Source organism: Variovorax sp. 01T432, assembly GCF_056398605.1.
Genome location: NZ_JBFTPS010000002.1, coordinates 95,548 through 108,582 on the forward strand (window position 1 = coordinate 95,548; position 13,035 = coordinate 108,582).

The following is a 13,035-nucleotide window of genomic DNA, read 5'->3' on the forward strand; positions in this document are numbered from 1 at the left end:
CCCATGGCGGGACCTACTTCGAACGCGCCCTTGCCGGCCAGCCTGCTGGCCAACAGCCGGCTGGCGACATGGCTGCGCATCGACCCCTCTGGGCATGCCCAGGTGTACTCCGGCAAGGTCGAGCTCGGCCAGGGCATCCTGAATGCGCTGGCGCAGATCGCGGCGGAAGAGCTCGGCATCGGCTTCGCGCGGGTTCGCATGGTGGCGGCCGTGACGGGCACGAGCCCGGACGAGGCGGTGACCTCCGGCAGCCTGTCGGTGCAGCACTCGGGGGCGGCGCTGCGCCATGTCTGCGCGCAGGCGCGGGCCATCTACCTGGCGGCGGTCTCCGAAGCGCAGGGCGTGCCGCCCGCGGCAATTCGGGTGGCCGACGGCGTCTTCTTCGATGGCGATCGGCGCCTTGGCAGCTACTGGGAGATGGCCGACCCCGCGCTGCTCGACGTCGCCGCCAGCGCGGACGTGGCTCTCAGGCGCCCCGCCGACTATCGCGTGGTCGGCCAGTCGCAGCCGCGCGAGGACATCGCGGACAAGGTGTTCGGGGACTTCGTCTTCATCCACGACATGGTGCTGCCGGCGATGGCGCATGGGCGCATCGTGCGGCCGCCCTCCCCGCACGCGGAACTGCGCGCATGCGAGGCCGCGGAGGTGGCCGCCTGGGACGGCGTGATCGATGTCCTGAGGGACGGCTCCCAGCTCGGCGTGGTCGCGGAGAGCGAGGCGCTGGCGGAGCGCGCGGCCCGGCGGCTGGCGGCGCTCGCGGTGTGGACAGAGGCGCCCACGCTGCCTGAAGAAGGCGAACTGGCGGCATGGCTCAAGACGCTGCCTTGCACCACGCTCGAACTCGGGCATGCGGCGCGCGCGCCCGCGGCGCCGGTGGCGGCCACGGTTCGCGCGGCCTATTCGAAGCCCTTCATCCGGCATGCCTCCATCGGGCCCTCGTGCGCGCTGGCCTTGCTGTCGGATGGCGTCATGAAGGTCTGGAGCCACAGCCAGGGCGTCTACAACCTGCGCAAGGACCTGGGCCTGGCGCTGGGCATGCCGGCGCAGGACATCGTCGTCCAGCATGTGCAGGGCGCCGGCTGCTATGGGCACAACGGCGCGGACGACGTGGCCTTCGATGCGGCGTGGCTGGCACTTGCCTGTCCGGGGCGCCCGGTGCGGGTGCAATGGTCGCGCGCCGACGAGCTCTGCTGGTCGCCGGTGGGGCCTGCGATGGCGGTCGAGCTCGAGGCCGATGTCGACGAGGCCGGCCGCGTGGTCGCCTGGCGGCACGAATCATGGAGCCCGGGGCATGGGCTGCGGCCCGGCCGCGGCGCGACGCCGACGCTGCTCGGCTCGTGGTACCTGGGCGCGCCTTTCGAGCGGGTCGCGGCGTCGGACGCGCCGCGCGCGGCGGGCGGCGGCGGCGACCGCAATGCCGATCCGCTCTATGCGTTTCCCGGGCTGGCGGTGCGTTGCCACCGGGTGCTGGATGTGCCGATGCGCACCTCGGCCCTGCGCGCGCTGGGCGCCTTCGCGAATGTGTTCGCGATCGAATCGTTCATGGACGAGCTGGCCCTCGCGGCTGCTTGCGACCCGCTGGAATACCGCATCGGCCAGTTGGCGGACGCGCGCGCGGTCGGCGTGCTGCGCGCGGTGGCGGCGCAGGCCGGCTGGCAGCCGCGCGCGGAACCGGCCGGCGAAGGACGCGGCCGAGGGATCGGCTTCGCGCGCTACAAGAACACGGGCGCCTACTGCGCGGTGATCGCGGAGGTGGAGGCCGGGCAGAAGGTGCGCGTGCATCAGTTGCATGTCGCGGTGGACGTGGGCCTTGCGATCAACCCTGATGGCGTGCGGCAGCAGATCGAGGGCGGCGCGCTGCAGGCCTGCAGCTGGGCGCTGATGGAGGCGGCACACTTCGACCGCACGCGCATGCTGGACGTGGGGTGGGAGCATTACCCGATCCTGCGTTTCCCCGATGCGCCGCGGGTGGATGTCCACATCGTTCCCAACGCGGCCGATCCTTCCGTCGGCGCGGGCGAGGCCTCGCTCGGGCCGACTGCGGCGGCGATCGCGAATGCTGTTTTCGATGCCCTGGGCGTGCGGGTGCGCGACTTGCCGCTGACGCCGGAACGCATCATCCAGGCCATGGCGCTCTGAGCGCCGCGCGCCCCTCTTCTTTCATTCACAGGAACTTCCATGAAACTGACTCTCTTCAGCGGCGGCGCCGCGCAGGCCGTGGTGACCGGGCTGCAACAGGACTTCGAGAAGGCGAACGGCTGCACGCTGGATGCGAGCTTCGACGCGGTGGGCGCGATGCGCGACAAGCTGCTCGGCGGCGCGCCTTGCGACCTGCTGGTGCTCTCGGCATCGTTGATCGAGCAACTGACGCAGCAAGGGCACGTGGTGGCCGGCAGCGCGCGCGCGCTGGGGACGGTGGCGACCGGTATCGCGGTGGCCGAAGGGGCGCCGGCGGTGACGGTCGATACGGTCGAGGCGCTGAAGAAGACGCTCGGGGCGGCCAGCGGGCTCTATGTACCCAACCTCACCAAGTCCACGGCCGGCATTCACATCGCGGGGATGCTGAAGGCACTCGGGCTCGATGGCACGCTGGCGGGACGCATCCACGAATATCCCAACGGCGCGACGGCGATGCGCGAGCTTGCCAGGAGCGGCGCCGAAGGGGCGATCGGCTGCACGCAGGTGACGGAGATCATGTACACGCCGGGCATCAGGCTGGTGGCAGAGTTGCCGGCAGAGCATGCGCTGAGCACGATCTATACGGCAGCCGTGTGTGTGCGGGCGGCGCAGCCTGCGCTGGCTGCGCGCTTCGTCGAGGCCCTGTCAGGCGAGGCGTCGCTGGCGCTGCGGCGTCGGTCCGGCTTCGGCGTCTGAAGGCTGGGGGTTCGCTGCGCGGCAGGCGGCGGCGGGCTGCGCGCCGATAGGTACGGGGTCGCGCAGCCCGCACCGCATGCCGGGCGTGCTTCCATGGGACAAGGTACGTCCCAGGAACAAATACATCACGTCGTGATATATTCACCAGCCGTTTCCTCCACCATCCCCCATGTCCACCCCAGCGCGCACGCTGACCAAGAAGAACTTCGAATCCCTGTCCGAATTCCGCTACCAGATGCGCCGCTTCGAGCGCTTCTCCGAGCAGGCCGCACAGGGCGAAGGCATCACGCCTCAGCAGTACCTGCTGCTGCTGCACATCAAGGGCTTCCCCGGCCGCGAGTGGGCCACCGTCGGCGAGCTGGCGCACCGCCTGCAGATGCAGCCTCATGGCGCGGTCGCGCTCGTCACGCGTTGCGAGTCGCTCGAACTCGTCGAGCGCCGCCCCAGCGAGACCGACCGCCGCCAGGTCGAGGTCCATCTCCTGCCCAAGGGCGAGCACCTGCTCGTGCGCCTGGCCGCCCTGCACCGCGCCGAGCTCAAGTCGCTCAAGGGCGTGTTCCAGATTCCAGACATCGACTACGTCCCGCCACCATGAACCACCTCCACCGGGGCGACTTCGCCCTCAACGCGCGGCTGCTGCGCATCACGACCATGGCCGCCGTCATCGGCGCCCTCAGCACCGTCGCCGCCTACGTGCTGCTCGACCTGATCCGCTTCTTCACCAACCTCTTCTTCTTCCAGACGCTCTCCCTCGCCGACCGCTCCCCCGCCGCCAACACCCTCGGCGCCTGGGTCATCGCCGTGCCGGTCGTGGGCGGCCTCATCGTCGGCCTCATGGCGCGCTTCGGCTCCGAGAAGATCCGCGGCCACGGCATCCCCGAAGCGATCGAGGCCATCCTCTTCGGCAAGAGCAAGATGTCGCCGAAAGTCGCCCTGCTCAAACCGCTGTCCTCCGGCATCGTGATCGGCAGCGGCGGCCCCTTCGGCGCCGAAGGCCCGATCATCATGACCGGCGGCGCCATCGGCTCCCTGATCGCGCAGCACTTCCACCTCACCGCGGCCGAGCGCAAGGCCTTGCTCGTCGCCGGCGCCACCGCCGGCATGACAGCCGTCTTCGGCACCCCCGTGGCCGCCGTGCTGCTGGCCGTCGAGCTGCTGCTGTTCGAACTGCGCCCGCGCAGCCTGCTTCCCGTCGCCGTGGCCTGCGCCGTCGCCGGTTTCGCGCGCCCGCTGCTGATGGCCCCCGGCCCGCTCTTTCCCCTGCAGACCGCCGCCGCGAACCCCGTGACGATGCTGTCCTGCGTGCTCGCCGGCCTGCTCTGCGGCGGGCTGGCCGCCGCGCTCTCGACCTCGCTCTACAAGGTGGAGGATCTCTTCGGCAAGCTGCCCCTGCACTGGATGTGGTGGCCCGCGATCGGCGGCCTCGCCGTCGGCATCGGCGGCTACCTGCAACCGCGCGCGCTGGGCGTCGGCTACGACGTCATCGGCGACCTGCTGCACAACCACCTCGCGCTCGGCGTCGTGCTCGCGCTGCTGGGCGTGAAGGCGGTGATCTGGGTCATCGCGCTCGGCTCGGGTACCTCGGGCGGCGTGCTCGCGCCGCTGCTGATGATGGGCGCGGGCCTGGGCGTCGCGCTCTCGCCGGTGCTGCCCGGCAACGACCCGATGCTGTGGCCGCTGGTCTGCATGGCCGCCACGCTCGGCGGCGTGATGCGGGCGCCGCTCACCGCCACCATCTTCGCCTTCGGGCTCACGCACGACAGCAATGCGCTGCTGCCCCTGCTCACCACCTCGGCCGTCGCCTACGGCTTCACCGTGCTGACGATGCGCCGCTCGATCCTCACCGAGAAGATCGCTCGGCGCGGCTATCACATCTACCGCGAGTACGGCATCGATCCGCTGGAGCGCCACTTCGTCGAGGAAGTCATGACGCGCGAGGTGCTGAGCATCGACGCGGACATGGCCACGGCCGATGCGATCGCCGTGCATTTCGGCGCCGGGCAGGCGCACCGGGCCTTTCCGGTGCTGCGCGGCGACAGCGTGATCGGCGTGGCCGACCGAGCCACGCTCGCCGCGGGCCTCGCGCGCTCGGCGGCGACGGTGGGCGAGGCCTGCGGCGCGACGCCGCCAGTCGTCGCCCTGCCGGAAGAGAGCTGCCGCACGGTCGCCACGCGGCTCGCACGGCATCGGCTCGAACGACTGCCCGTGGTGAAGGACGCGCAATCCCTCGCGCTGGTGGGCATCGTCGCCCGCAGCGACCTGATCAAGCCCTCGCTCGCGCACTTCGACGAGGAAGAAATGCGCGAACGCATGCGCGGGATGCCCTGGCAGACCCAGCAACCCTGATCAGACGACCTTCACGCTGATGTCGTACAGGCCGTCGATGTGACCCGTCATCACATCGCCGCGCACCACGGGCCCGACGTTCTCCGGCGTCCCCGAGTAGATGATGTCGCCCGGAAACAGCTCCTGGTAGGTCGACAGGTTGGCGATCTGCTCGGCGACGCTCCAGATCATCTTGGACAGGTCGCTCGACTGCTTGACCTGACCGTTGACCTTGAGGGTGATCGCGCCCTTGTCGAAATGGCCGGTCCGGCTGGTCGGGTGCAGGTGGCTGATCACGGCCGAGTGGTCGAAGGACTTGCCGATCTCCCATGGCTTCTTCTCGTTGGCCATGTTGTTCTGCAGGTCCCGCCGCGTCATGTCCAGGCCGACGGCGTAGGCGAAGACCATGTCCAGCGCCTTGTCGGCGGGGATGTTGCGCCCGCCCTTGTCGAGCGCGGCGACGAGTTCGACCTCGTAGTGGTAGTTCTTCGTGACCGGGGGGTAGGGATGGTCGACTGTCGTGTCCCGCGGCACCAGCTGGACCGCATCGGTAGGTTTCTGAAAGAAGAACGGCGGCTCGCGGCTCGGGTCGGACCCGCGCTCGATCGCATGGGCGGCATAGTTGCGGCCGATGCAGTAGATGCGGCGCACCGGGAACACCTCGTCGCTGCCGAGAATCGGGATGTAGGTGCCGGCGACCGGGAAGCGGGCCTTGCGCCCATCGGCCACGGCACCGGAGGCGGCACCGGATGTCGCGCAGCCGGCGGCCAGGGCGCCCGCGGTCATGGCGGTGCCCAGCTGCAGGAGGGCCCTTCGATTCGTGATGGTCATGTCTCGTCTGTCTTGTTGTGGGGACGCCATCATGGAGGCCGCGCGACCTTCGCACAAGCAGTCTCGTGGCGCCGGCCCGGAACTTCGCCGCCACCCGCGCCTCTACCTTCTCCCCGGGAGAGAATCAGGGGTGTTGAAGGAAATGAATAATCGATGAGGCGAAGCGGTCCCAGCGTCCAGTACGCAACCAGTCCCTTGCTGGCGAGCAAGACGCCGGTCTGGCGCAGCAAGTTGATCGTGGCCGGCATTGCGTTCGGCTTTTTGGTGCTGGCGGGCCGCGCGGCCTACGTGCAGGTCATCGCGAACAGCTTCTTCCAGCGACAGGGCGAGCTGCGTTTCGTGCGCACGCTCGAGCTCCCGGCAAGCCGCGGCCGCATCCTCGACCGCAACGGCCTGATCCTGGCGTCCGACATCCCCTCGCCCAGCATCTGGGCCATTCCCGAGGACGTCGACAGCGACGACCCCGCCGTCCAGGTCAAGCTCAAGCAGATCGCCAGGCTGCTGGGCATGCCGCAGAAGGAATTCGACAAGAAGCTCGAGGACGAGGACAAGAGCTTCGTCTGGATCAAGCGCCAGGTCGACGATGCCGTGGCCAGGCAGATCGCCGATCTCAAGGTCAAGGGCATCTACCAGCGCAAGGAGTACAGGCGCAGCTACCCCGAGGGCGAGGCGGCCGCGCACGTGGCGGGCTTCACCAATGTGGAGGATGTCGGCCAGGAAGGCGTGGAGCTGGCCTTCAACAAGGAGCTCTCCGGCAAGGCCGGCTCGCGCCGCGTCATCAAGGACCGCCTGGGCAACATGGTCGAGGACATGGGCGAGCAGGTGCCGCCGATCGACGGGCAGGACATCCAGCTCAGCCTGGACGACCGGGTGCAGGCCGTGGCTTACGAGAAGCTGCGCGACGCGGTGGTCGAGAACAAGGCCCGGGCGGGCAGCGTGGTGGTGGTGGATGCGGGCACGGGCGAGTTGCTCGCGATGGCCAATTACCCGAGCTATGACCCCAACGACCGCCACAACCTCACGGGCGAGCAGTTGCGCAACCGCGCGATGACCGATGTGTTCGAGCCCGGCTCGACGATGAAGCCGATCACGGTCGCGACGGCGCTGCAGCTGGGCCGCGTGAAGCCGCAGACGGTGATCGACACCAACCCGGGGCGCATCACGGTGGCGGGCGCGACCATCCATGACGACGAGAACTTCGGCGTGCTGACGGTCGAGGGGGTGATCCAGAAGTCCAGCAATGTGGGGGCGACCAAGATCTCGCAGCGCATGTCGGCGCAGGAGATGTGGGATTCGTTCACCGCGGTCGGTTTCGGGCAGAAGCCGCAGACGCGCTTTCCGGGCGCGGTCACGGGTCGGCTGCGGCCCTGGAAGTCGTGGCGGCCGATCGAGCAGGCGACGATGTCCTATGGCTATGGCCTGTCGGCCTCGCTGTTCCAGATCGCGCATGCCTACACGGCCTTCGCGCATGACGGCGAGGTGGTGCCGGTGAGCCTGCTGAAGTCCACTGCGCCGGCGGTCGGGGTGCCGGTCTTCACGCCCGAGGTCGCGAGCGAAGTGCGCAAGATGATGCACATGGCCGCCGCGCCGGGCGGCACGGCGCCGCTCGCGCAGACGGTCGGCTACTCGGTGGGCGGCAAGACGGGCACGGCGCACAAGCAGGTCGGCAAGGGCTATGCCAGCAACAAGTACCGCGCCTGGTACACCGGCATGTCGCCGATCGACAAGCCGCGCATCATCGTCGCGGTGATGATCGACGAGCCCAGCGCGGGGAAATACTTCGGCGGGCTGGTGGCGGCGCCCGTCTTCAGCCAGGTGGTGCAGCAGACGCTGCGGATCCTGAATGTGATGCCGGATCTGGCGGTGACTTCGCAGGCGCACTAGGGGCTGTGTGGGCGCATGAGCGCGGGAGGGCGTGTGACCCTTAGGTTCGGGGGCCCTTAGGTTCGGGGGCGCGGCGGGGGTTGATCTGTTGGAGGCGCCCTCGGTGTTTGCACACCCCGGAGCCCGCACCGCATGCCGGGCGTGCCTCCATGGGGCGCACTCAGGACCCCATCGCCAAGTCCACACCCTCTTCCCCAACCCACCATCGCTCCCCGAAGCGCCCCTGCAGGAACGCGACGAAGCTCGACACCTTCCCAGGCACCAGTTTGGGCGACGGAAACACCGCGTGGATCTCCTGCTCCGCCAGCGCATGGTCCGCCAGCACCTCCACCACCTGCCCGGACGCCAGCGAGTCGCTCGCCACATAGCGCGGCATCAGCGCGATCCCGAGCCCGGCGCGCGCCGCCGCCAGCACCGCGGACACGTTGTTCGAGCGCAGCCGCCCCGACACCGGCACCGTGACCGCCTCCCCCCTGGGCGTGTGCATGTGCCACACGTCGTCACCCACCACGCTGCTGTAGATCAGCGCCACATGGCCGCTCAGGTCCTGCGCCTTCTTCGGCGTGCCGTGCTTCTTCAGGTAGCCCGGCGCGGCGACCATCACCCACGGGTTCATGCCCAGGAAGCGCGCCCCCAGCGATGAATCGGCCAGCTTGCCCATGCGGATCGCGACATCGAGACCCTGCGCCACCAGATCCACATAGCGGTCCTCGAAGCTCAGGTCCACCTGCACCTGCGGGTGCCGCGCCATGAACTCCAGCGCCAGCGGCACCACCACGCGGCGCCCGAAGGCGGTCGAAGTGCCGATGCGCAGCAGCCCCTGCGCCTGCGACTGCCGCAGCTTCACGATGCTCTCGGCCTCCTCCGCGTCGCGCACGATGCCCTTGCACTTCTCATAGTAAAGCGCCCCCGACTCCGTGAGACTCACGCCCCGCGTGTTGCGGTTGAGCAGGCGCACCTTCAGGCGCGCCTCGGTCGCGGCGACCTGCTTCGTCACGGTCGGCTGGGTGGTGTTGAACTCGCGCGCGGCCTTGGAGAAACTGCCGGTCTCCACCACGCGCACGAACATCTCCATCGCGAGCAATCGGTCCATGCGCCATCGTAGCCAGTTATTCCAGCCCGGAATAGGCCATATGGCCCCGCGCCGTCTTCCATCGCACCCCCGCCGCTCCTACAGTGAGCCCCAGAAACACCGCGGAACCGGCTGCGCCGGGCCGCAGGTGTTGCCCCCCTGCAAGGGGCCGGGCGGCCACACGAAGTGGGCAAGCCCGGGGGTGAGTTCAATTAAAGGAGATCGACATGACAAAGATGACCGCAGCCCAGGCCGCCGTGCTGGTAATGGAGAAAGAAGGCGTGACGCAGGCCTTCGGCGTGCCCGGCGCCGCCATCAACCCGCTCTATTCGGCCCTGCGCAAACAGGGCAGCATCGCCCACATCCTGGCGCGCCACGTCGAGGGCGCATCGCACATGGCCGAGGGCTACACCCGCGCCGTCGCCGGCAACATCGGTGTGTGCATCGGCACCTCCGGGCCGGCCGGCACCGACATGATCACGGGCCTCTACTCCGCCTGGGCGGATTCGATCCCCATCCTGTGCATTACCGGCCAGGCCCCGCGCGCCCGGCTCTACAAGGAAGACTTCCAGGCGGTGGACATCGAATCCATCTCCAAGCCCGTCACCAAGTGGTCGGTGACGGTGCGCGAGCCCGGCCAGGTGCCGCAGGTGTTCCAGCAGGCCTTCCACCTGATGCGCTCGGGCCGGCCCGGCCCGGTGCTGATCGACCTGCCCTTCGACGTCCAGATGGCGCAGATCGAATTCGACATCGACACCTACACGCCCCTCAAGCCCTACAAGCCCGCCGCCACGCGCGCGCAGATCGAGAAGGCGATGACCATGCTCAACGCCGCCGAGCGCCCGCTGATCGTGGCCGGCGGCGGCATCATCAACGCCGATGCGAGCGACCTGCTGGTGCGCTTCGCCGAAGCCACCGGCGTGCCGGTGATCCCGACGCTGATGGGCTGGGGCACGATCCCCGACGACCATCCGCTGATGGCGGGCATGTGCGGCCTGCAGACCAGCCACCGCTACGGCAACGCGACCATGCTGGCCTCGGACTTCGTGCTCGGCATCGGCAACCGCTGGGCCAACCGCCACACGGGCTCGGTCGAGGTCTACACCAAGGGCCGCACCTTCGTGCACGTCGATATCGAGCCGACGCAGATCGGCCGCGTCTTCACGCCCGACTTCGGCATCGTCTCCGACGCCAAGGCCGCGCTCGAACTCTTCGTGCAGGTCGCCGAGGAGATGAAGGCCGCCGGCAGGCTGCCCGCGCGCGGCGACTGGGCCGGCGAGTGCCGCGAGCGCAAGAAGACCATGCTGCGCAAGACCAACTTCGCCGACGTGCCGATGAAGCCGCAGCGCGTGTACCAGTGCATGAACAACAACTTCAGCCACGACACCTGCTATGTGAGCACCATCGGCCTGTCGCAGATCGCGGCGGCGCAGTTCCTGCACGTGTACAACCCGCGCCACTGGATCAACTGCGGCCAGGCCGGGCCGCTGGGCTGGACCATCCCGGCCGCGCTGGGCGTGCGCGCGGCCGACCCGGGCCGCAAGATCGTCGCGCTCTCGGGCGACTACGACTTCCAGTTCATGATCGAGGAGCTGGCCGTGGGCGCGCAGTTCAAGCTGCCCTACATCCACATCGTGGTCAACAACTCCTACCTCGGCCTGATCCGCCAGTCGCAGCGCGGCTTCGAGATGGACTACTGCGTGCAGCTGGGCTTCGACAACATCAATGCCGACGCCGACGCCGGCGTGGAGCGCAGCTACGGCGTCGATCACCTGAAGGTCGTCGAAGGGCTGGGTTGCAAGGCGATCCGTGTGTACAAGCAGGAGGAGATGACGCCGGCCATCCGGCGCGCCGAGGCCCTGATGGCCGAGTTCAGGGTGCCGGTGGTGATCGAGGTGATGCTCGAGCGCGTGACCAATATCGCGATGGGCACCGAGATCGACGCCATCAACGAATTCGAGCCGCTGGCCGAAGGGCTGGAGGACGCGCCCACGGCCATCGCGGCCGCCATGCTGGATTGATTGTCAGAAAGAAGGAAAGGACCATGCCCAAGTTCGCCGCCAATCTCACGATGCTCTTCAACGAGGTGCCGTTCATGCAGCGCTTCGAGGCCGCCGCCAAGGCGGGTTTCAAGGCCGTCGAGTATCTCTTCCCCTACGCCTACGACAAGAAGGAGCTGGCCGCCGCGCTGCGCGCCAACGGCCTGACGCAGGTGCTGCACAACCTCCCTGCCGGCGACTGGGAAGCCGGCGAGCGCGGCATCGCGTGCCACCCGGAGCGTGCGGGCGAGTTCCGCGAGGGCGTGACGCGCGCGATCGACCATGCGATCGCGCTCGGCTGCCCGCAGCTCAACTGCCTGCTCGGCAAGCTGCCGCCGGGCGTGACGGCCGGCGACGCGCGCAAGGTGGTGGTCGACAACCTGCGCTTCGCCGCGAAGGAGCTGCGGGCCGCCGGCATCCGCCTGCTGATCGAGCCTGTCAACAGCTTCGACATTCCGGGCTTCTATCTGACGCGCACGGACCAGGCCCTGTCGCTGATCGACGAGGTCGGCTCGTCCAATCTGCTGCTGCAGTACGACATCTACCATGCGCAGCGCATGGAGGGCGAGCTGGGCAACACGCTGGCGAAGAACATCGCGCGCATCGGCCACATCCAGGTGGCCGACAACCCGGGGCGGGGCGAGCCGGGCACGGGGGAGATCAACTACACCTGGCTCTTCAAGCACATCGATTCGCTGGGCTATTCCGGCTGGATCGGATGCGAATACAAGCCGCGCGGCAGCACGGTGGAAGGTCTGGGGTGGATGCAATGAGCACGGCTCAAAAGATCGGCTTCATCGGCCTGGGCATCATGGGCGCGCCCATGGCCGGGCATCTGCTGGAGGCGGGGCACTCGCTCTTCATCCACACGCGAAGCAAGGTGCCCGAACCCTTCGCCTCGCGCGCAGTGGTCTGCGCCTCGGCCACGGAGGTCGCGCGGCAGGCCGACGCGGTCTTCCTGATGCTGCCGGATACGCCGGATGTGGAGAAGGTCCTGTTCGGCGAAGGCGGCGTGGCGGCGGGCTTGTCGAAGGGCAAGACGGTGGTCGACTGCAGTTCGATCGATCCGATCGCGACCAAGGATTTCGCCAGAAGAATCACCGAACTCGGATGCGGCTATGTCGACGCGCCGGTCTCGGGCGGCGAGGTGGGCGCGAAGGCGGCGAGCCTGACCATCATGTGCGGCGGCGACGAGGCGGTGTTCGCCAACGTCAGGCCGCTGCTGGAAAAGATGGGCAAGAACATCACGCTGGTGGGCGGCGTGGGCGACGGCCAGGTGTGCAAGGTGGCGAACCAGATCATCGTGGCGCTCAACATCGCGGCGGTGGGCGAGGCGCTGGTGTTCGCATCCAAGGCCGGCGCGGATCCGGCCAAGGTGCGGCAGGCGCTGATGGGTGGGTTCGCATCCTCGCGCATCCTGGAAGTGCACGGCGAGCGGATGATCAAGCGCACCTTCGCGCCAGGCTTTCGGATCTCGCTGCACCAGAAGGACCTGAACCTCGCACTGCAGGGCGCACGGGCGCTGGGGGTGGCGCTGCCTCAGACCGCGAGTGCGGCCCAACTGATGAACGCATGTGCCGCGCTGGGGCATGGGCAAGAGGACCACTCGGCATTGGTGCTTGCGCTGGAGGCCTTGGCGGGACATCCTGTGGCTTCTTGAAAGTCAGAGATGCGGCGGGGGGCGGCGGAGGCGGGCGGTGTGCCCTTGGGCGGCCGACGTCACCGCCCCTTCGGGGTTCCCTGCGCTGCTCGCGTCAGGCGGGGTCACGTGCAAACTCGCTTCGCTCAAACAGCACGTGCCCTTATCCGCCCGCCGCTGCGCTGCTCGGCGGTGCCTCAACGGCCACCCAAGGGCACACCGCCCGCCTCCGCAGGACACGCCAGGGGATCATTTCTCCGCCGGAAGCCTCGTTGTTGCGAATGGGTCGATCCGTTGGAGGTGCCATCGATGCTCGCATGCCGGGCGCTCTTTGCGCGCACAAGAAATTCCACGGACCAAGGTGCTTCCAC

The 13,035-nt window shown here is 68.7% G+C and carries 10 protein-coding genes; 8 read left to right on the forward strand and 2 right to left on the reverse strand.

Features of this window, described 5'->3' with window-relative positions; genetic code table 11:
* The first annotated feature begins 3 nt into the window (after nt 1–3).
* From AC1DNF_RS02090 to AC1DNF_RS02105, 4 genes are all read left to right on the forward strand, one after another.
* Nucleotides 4–2,139 carry a xanthine dehydrogenase family protein molybdopterin-binding subunit gene (locus AC1DNF_RS02090; RefSeq protein WP_478146879.1) on the forward strand — a complete coding sequence of 712 codons (2,136 nt, stop codon included), beginning with the start codon at nt 4–6 and terminating at the stop codon, nt 2,137–2,139.
* Nucleotides 2,140–2,178: 39 nt separating this feature from the next.
* A complete protein-coding gene (locus tag AC1DNF_RS02095) occupies nt 2,179–2,874 on the forward strand; it encodes a molybdate ABC transporter substrate-binding protein (protein WP_478146880.1) in 696 nt (231 codons plus the stop codon).
* Nucleotides 2,875–3,043: 169 nt separating this feature from the next.
* Entirely contained in the window at nt 3,044–3,469 is a 426-nt protein-coding gene (locus AC1DNF_RS02100) for a MarR family winged helix-turn-helix transcriptional regulator (protein WP_478146881.1), read from the forward strand.
* Nucleotides 3,466–5,220, forward strand: a complete 1,755-nt coding sequence (locus tag AC1DNF_RS02105; protein WP_478146882.1) for a chloride channel protein — start codon at nt 3,466–3,468, stop codon at nt 5,218–5,220. Before AC1DNF_RS02100 ends, AC1DNF_RS02105 begins: the two co-directional genes overlap by 4 nt.
* On the opposite strand, the gene AC1DNF_RS02110 is transcribed toward AC1DNF_RS02105, so the two are convergent.
* Nucleotides 5,221–6,030, reverse strand: a complete 810-nt coding sequence (locus tag AC1DNF_RS02110; protein WP_478146883.1) for a fumarylacetoacetate hydrolase family protein — start codon at nt 6,028–6,030, stop codon at nt 5,221–5,223.
* Nucleotides 6,031–6,183: 153 nt separating this feature from the next.
* Between AC1DNF_RS02110 and AC1DNF_RS02115 the strand changes: the two genes are divergently transcribed.
* Nucleotides 6,184–7,914, forward strand: a complete 1,731-nt coding sequence (locus AC1DNF_RS02115) for a peptidoglycan D,D-transpeptidase FtsI family protein (RefSeq protein WP_478146884.1) — start codon at nt 6,184–6,186, stop codon at nt 7,912–7,914.
* 160 nt (nt 7,915–8,074) lie between these two features.
* Here the strand turns inward: AC1DNF_RS02115 and AC1DNF_RS02120 are convergent, their stop codons facing one another.
* Nucleotides 8,075–9,007 (reverse strand): LysR family transcriptional regulator, encoded by a 933-nt coding sequence (locus AC1DNF_RS02120; protein ID WP_478146885.1) that lies wholly within the window; start codon nt 9,005–9,007, stop codon nt 8,075–8,077.
* A 206-nt stretch (nt 9,008–9,213) separates the two neighbouring features.
* Between AC1DNF_RS02120 and gcl the strand changes: the two genes are divergently transcribed.
* Genes gcl through AC1DNF_RS02135 form a run of 3 tightly spaced genes read left to right on the forward strand, consistent with a single transcriptional unit; the run spans nt 9,214 to nt 12,685 of the window.
* Nucleotides 9,214–11,007 (forward strand): glyoxylate carboligase, encoded by a 1,794-nt coding sequence (gene gcl, locus AC1DNF_RS02125; protein WP_478146886.1) that lies wholly within the window; start codon nt 9,214–9,216, stop codon nt 11,005–11,007.
* 23 nt (nt 11,008–11,030) lie between these two features.
* Nucleotides 11,031–11,798: a hydroxypyruvate isomerase gene (hyi, locus tag AC1DNF_RS02130; protein WP_478146887.1), complete on the forward strand. Its 768-nt coding sequence runs from the start codon at nt 11,031–11,033 to the stop codon at nt 11,796–11,798.
* Nucleotides 11,795–12,685, forward strand: a complete 891-nt coding sequence (locus AC1DNF_RS02135; protein WP_478146888.1) for a 2-hydroxy-3-oxopropionate reductase — start codon at nt 11,795–11,797, stop codon at nt 12,683–12,685. Before hyi ends, AC1DNF_RS02135 begins: the two co-directional genes overlap by 4 nt.
* The last annotated feature ends 350 nt before the right edge of the window (nt 12,686–13,035 follow it).

Coding starts and splice junctions, on each gene's coding strand:
- AC1DNF_RS02115 (WP_478146884.1), top strand. CDS start 6,184: ATGAGGCGAAGCGGTCCCAGCGTCCAGTACGCAACCAGTCCCTTGCTG.
- AC1DNF_RS02090 (WP_478146879.1), top strand. CDS start 4: ATGGCGGGACCTACTTCGAACGCGCCCTTGCCGGCCAGCCTGCTGGCC.
- hyi (WP_478146887.1), top strand. CDS start 11,031: ATGCCCAAGTTCGCCGCCAATCTCACGATGCTCTTCAACGAGGTGCCG.
- AC1DNF_RS02105 (WP_478146882.1), top strand. CDS start 3,466: ATGAACCACCTCCACCGGGGCGACTTCGCCCTCAACGCGCGGCTGCTG.
- AC1DNF_RS02095 (WP_478146880.1), top strand. CDS start 2,179: ATGAAACTGACTCTCTTCAGCGGCGGCGCCGCGCAGGCCGTGGTGACC.
- AC1DNF_RS02135 (WP_478146888.1), top strand. CDS start 11,795: ATGAGCACGGCTCAAAAGATCGGCTTCATCGGCCTGGGCATCATGGGC.
- AC1DNF_RS02110 (WP_478146883.1), bottom strand. CDS start 6,030: ATGACCATCACGAATCGAAGGGCCCTCCTGCAGCTGGGCACCGCCATG.
- AC1DNF_RS02120 (WP_478146885.1), bottom strand. CDS start 9,007: ATGGACCGATTGCTCGCGATGGAGATGTTCGTGCGCGTGGTGGAGACC.
- AC1DNF_RS02100 (WP_478146881.1), top strand. CDS start 3,044: ATGTCCACCCCAGCGCGCACGCTGACCAAGAAGAACTTCGAATCCCTG.
- gcl (WP_478146886.1), top strand. CDS start 9,214: ATGACAAAGATGACCGCAGCCCAGGCCGCCGTGCTGGTAATGGAGAAA.